This window comes from Micromonospora sp. ATLC20 (assembly GCF_057196585.1).
This window is the reverse complement of sequence record NZ_JBXUOV010000287.1, coordinates 1-4,451: the sequence shown is the minus strand read 5'-3', so window position 1 is coordinate 4,451 and position 4,451 is coordinate 1. Positions and strand designations below refer to the sequence as shown.

Sequence of the window (4,451 nt, the reverse complement as noted above, 5' to 3'; positions counted from 1 at the left end):
GTTCGGGCCCGGCTCGGCCGCGGCGCACGCGGCGAGCGGGGCGCTGCCGCTCGCCGGGGAGTGGCCCAGCCTGCGCCGGGACGTGGACACCCCGGCGGACCTGGCCGACGCCACCGGGCTGGGCGTGGGGCCGCGCACCGCCGCGCTGCTGGCCCGGGTCGCCGGGGCGGTCCGGTACGGTGCTGGCATGCAGGGGACGGTGGCCACCTACGACGCGTCGACCCGCAGCGGCGTGCTGCTGCTCGACGACGGCACCGAGCTGGCGTTCCCGGCCCGCGCGTTCGACGCCTCCGGGCTGCGGCTGCTCCGTTTGGGGCAGCGTGTCCGGATCGAGCGGGACGCCGACGGCGAGGTGGTCCGGGTGACCTTGCCGACGATGGCGTGAACAACCTGGCCCGAGTTCATTTTCCGTTCACCCTTATCGGGGAATCATGAGGTGGTGAGCACCCCTCGCGAGCACCCCGACGGCCCGCCGCCGATCCTCGACCCCGGCACGCCCCGCAACGGCCGCCCCACCCGCGGCCCGGACGGGCGGTTCCGCCAGACCCGGCCCCCGGAGGAGCGCCTCGGCGCCGACCCGGACGCGGCCGGCGCGACCGGCCTGGACGAGCCGCTCGACCCGGTGGAGGGCCCCGGCCCGGCCGGCGAGACCGCCGCGGACACCGCCCCGCCGGCCGTACCGCCGCTGCCGGAGGACCGTTTCCTCAACCGGGAGCTGTCCTGGCTCGACTTCAACGCCCGGGTGCTGGCGCTCGCCGAGGATCCGCGCACCCCGCTGCTGGAACGGGCGAAGTTCCTGGCCATCTTCGCCAGCAACCTGGACGAGTTCTACATGGTCCGGGTGGCCGGGTTGAAGCGGCGGCTCTCCGCCGGCCTGCCGGTACGCGGCGGCGACCGGCTGCCGCTGCGCACCCAGCTCGACCTGATCACCGAGAAGGCCGCGGGCCTGGTCGCCCGGCACGCCGCCTGCCTGGTCGACGACGTGCTGCCGAAGCTCGCCGCCGAGGACATCCGCATACTGCGCTGGAGCGACCTGGACGACGCGGAGCGGGAGCGGCTGCGCACCTGGTTCCGGGAGCACATCTTCCCGGTGCTCACCCCGCTGGCGGTCGACCCGGCGCACCCGTTCCCGTACATCTCCGGCCGGTCGCTGAACCTGGCCGTGTCGGTGCGCGACCCGGACGGCGGCTCGGAGCTGTTCGCCCGGGTCAAGGTGCCGAACAACGTGCCCCGGTTCGTCCGGGTGCACCGCGACCAGCCGGGCGTGCGGTTCCTGCCGGTCGAGGACCTCATCTCGGTGCACCTCGGCCAGCTGTTCTCCGGCATGCAGGTGGTCGAGTGCCACCTGTTCCGGGTGACCCGCAACGCCGAGGTGGAGGTGGACGAGGACCGCGACGAGGACCTGCTCCAGGCGCTGGAACGGGAGCTGGCCCGGCGCCGGTTCGGCCCGCCGGTACGCCTGGAGGTCGCCGCGTCCATCTCCGACCACATGCTGGAGCTGCTGGTCCGTGAGCTGGACATGGACGGCCACGACGTGCTGCGGGTCCGCGGCCTGCTCGACCTGTCCGCGCTGTGGCAGGTGTACGGCGAGGCGGACCGGCCCGACCTGAAGGACCCGTCGTTCGTGCCGGCCACCCATCCGCGGCTGGCCGAGGGTGAGGTGCCGCGCAGCGTCTTCGCCACGCTGCGCGACGGCGACGTGCTGGTGCACCACCCCTACCACTCGTTCGCGACGAGCGTGCAGCGCTTCGTCGAGCAGGCGGCGGCCGACCCGAACGTGCTCGCCATCAAGCAGACGCTCTACCGCACCAGCGGCGACTCCCCGATCGTGGACGCGCTCGTCGACGCGGCCGCCGCCGGCAAGCAGGTGGTGGTGCTGGTGGAGCTGAAGGCGCGCTTCGACGAGGTGGCGAACATCGGCTGGGCCCGCACGCTGGAACGGGCCGGCTGCCACGTCGTGTACGGCCTGGTGGGGCTCAAGACGCACTGCAAGACAGCGCTGGTGGTACGCCAGGAGGGCAACCAGATCCGCCGCTACTGCCACATCGGCACCGGCAACTACCACCCGAAGACGGCCCGGCTCTACGAGGACTTCGGCATGCTCACCGCCGACCCGGAGATCGGCGCCGACCTGACCGACCTGTTCAACGTGCTCACCGGTTACAGCCGGCAGACCGCGTTCCGGCGGCTGCTGGTGGCGCCGCAGGGCATCCGCAGCGGCCTGATCGAACGCATCGACAGGGAGATCGAACACGTCCGGCTGGGCATGCCGGGGCTCGTGCAGTTCAAGGTGAACTCCCTGGTGGACGAGGAGATCACCGACGCGCTCTACCGGGCGTCGCGGGCCGGCGTGCACGTGGACCTGCTGATCCGCGGCATGTGCACGCTGCGGCCGGGCGTGCCGGGGCTGTCGGAGAACATCCGGGTCCGCTCGATCCTCGGCCGGTTCCTGGAACACTCCCGGATCTTCCGGTTCGGCAACAACGGCGACGCCGAGTTCTGGATGGGCTCGGCCGACCTGATGCACCGCAACCTGGACCGCCGGGTCGAGGCGCTGGTGCAGGTGAGCGACCCGGTGGCCCGGGCCGAACTGGACCACGTCCTCACCGCCGCGTTCGATCCGGACGTGGACGCGTTCGAGCTGGCTGCCGACGGCACCTGGCACCGGCGTACCGGGGACGGCGACGTGCGGCTGACCCACCTCCAGGATCTGTTGCTGCGCCGGGTCGGCGGCCGGGCGGACTGACCGGGCCGTGGCGCGTGCCGGGCGGGCATACGGTGAGCGGGTGAGCGACGACGAACCGGTACGGATCCGGGCCGCCGGTGGCGTGGTGTGGCGCCCGGGTCCGGCCGGCGTCGAGGTCTGCCTCGTGCACCGCCCCCGGTACGGCGACTGGTCGCTGCCGAAGGGCAAGCTGGACCGCGGCGAGCACCCGCTCGTGGCCGCCGTCCGCGAGGTGGCCGAGGAATCAGACGTCCGCGCCGTGCCGCAGGTCCGCCTGCCCACCGTCCGCTACCGCAGCGAGGGGCACGCCAAGGCGGTCGACTACTGGTCCATGCGGGCGGCCGGCACCGGCGGTTTCCAGCCCGGCACCGAGGTCGACGACGTGGCCTGGTTCCCGGTCGACGACGCGGTACGCCGGGTCAGCTACCCGCACGACGCCGAGGTGATCGCCGCGTTCGCGGCGCTGCCGCCGGTCACCGCGACGGTGCTGCTGGTCCGGCACGCGCACGCCGGCAAGCGCGGCACCTGGACCGGCCCGGACCACGGCCGCCCGCTCGACGACAAGGGATGGACGCAGGCGCGGGCGCTGGTCCCGCTCGTCGCGCTGGTCCGCCCGGCCCGCCTGTTCTCCGCCTCGGCCCGGCGTTGCGTGCAGACGCTCGACCCGGCGGCGGCCCGGCTGGACCTGCCGATCGAGGTCTGCGGCGACTTCGACGAGCCGGCGCCGGGCCAGCAGGTCGAGGAGTGCGCGCTCGCCGCCGCGGCCCGGCTCGTCGCGCTGGCGCAGGCCGCCGGGACGGTGGCGGTGTGCAGCCAGGGCAAGGTGATCCCGGGCGCGCTGGAACGGCTCACCGGCCGCGTGGACGAGGACTTCACCACCGACAAGGGCGGCGGCTGGCTGCTGCCGTTCGCCGGTGACCGGTTGGTCCTTCCCGACCGTCTGTGAGGCGGTTCAGGACAGCGTGACGGTGAGCGTCACCGGGAGGTGGTCGCTGGCCTCGGTGCGCGGCGCGCGTACCTCGGTGGCGGTCAGCCCCGGCGAGGTGAAGACATGGTCGATCTGGGTGCGCGGATCGTCGGCCGGGCTGGTCCGCAGCGGCCGGGCCGCGGCCAGCGCGTCCACCAGCCCCGCGCGGGTGAACTCGGCGAACGCCGGGTCGTCCGGCTCGGTGTTCAGGTCACCGCCGAGCACCAGTGGGCGGCCGTTCGCGTACCGGCCGGCGAATTCGGCCACCTCGCCCGCCTGCTCGACCGGATCCCGGCCGGGCGGCGGTTGCAGGTGCGTGGCGACCACCGCCAGTTCCCGCCCGCCGAGGTCGAGCGTGACGCCGAGGGCCTGCGCCCCGGTCGGCGCGCCGTGCGCGGTCAGCCGCCGCGTCTGTCCGGCGCGCATCGGGAAGCGGCTGAGCACCGCGTCGCCCCAGACCGGGTCGGCGGCGGGCGCGAAGACGTACGGCATCCCCAGCCGCCCGGCCAGCAGCGCCAGCGTGTCGTGGCCGCCGTTGAGCCACCAGCCCCGGTCGACCTCGCTGAGCAGCACCACGTCCGCGCCGCGCAACTCCCGGGCCACCGCGTCCAGGTCCAGCCGGCCGTCCAGGCCGAACCCCATCCGGATGTTGTACGCCGCCACCCGTACCGCCGCCGGCGCGGCAGTGGCCCGGGCCGGTGCGGGCGGTACGTGCAGCGCGGCGCCGAGCCCGGCCAGCGCGGTGAGTCCGGCCAGGGC

At 74.4% G+C, this 4,451-nt stretch carries 4 protein-coding genes; 3 read left to right on the top strand and 1 reads right to left on the bottom strand.

The features are described from left to right. From AC2CHG_RS30145 to AC2CHG_RS30135, 3 genes are all read left to right on the top strand, one after another. The coding region (locus AC2CHG_RS30145; protein ID WP_484526077.1) for a cold-shock protein at positions 1-385 on the top strand (385 nt) is incomplete at its 5' end. Between the two features lie 54 nt (positions 386-439). Beyond that, positions 440-2,746: an RNA degradosome polyphosphate kinase gene (locus AC2CHG_RS30140; protein ID WP_484526076.1), complete on the top strand. Its 2,307-nt coding sequence runs from the start codon at positions 440-442 to the stop codon at positions 2,744-2,746. Positions 2,747-2,753: 7 nt separating this feature from the next. Then, positions 2,754-3,671 carry an NUDIX hydrolase gene (locus AC2CHG_RS30135; protein ID WP_484526075.1) on the top strand — a complete coding sequence of 306 codons (918 nt, stop codon included), beginning with the start codon at positions 2,754-2,756 and terminating at the stop codon, positions 3,669-3,671. Between the two features lie 6 nt (positions 3,672-3,677). On the opposite strand, the gene AC2CHG_RS30130 is transcribed toward AC2CHG_RS30135, so the two are convergent. Continuing rightward, positions 3,678-4,451, bottom strand: a 774-nt coding sequence (locus AC2CHG_RS30130; protein ID WP_484526074.1) for an endonuclease/exonuclease/phosphatase family protein, incomplete at its 5' end; no start/stop codon positions are given.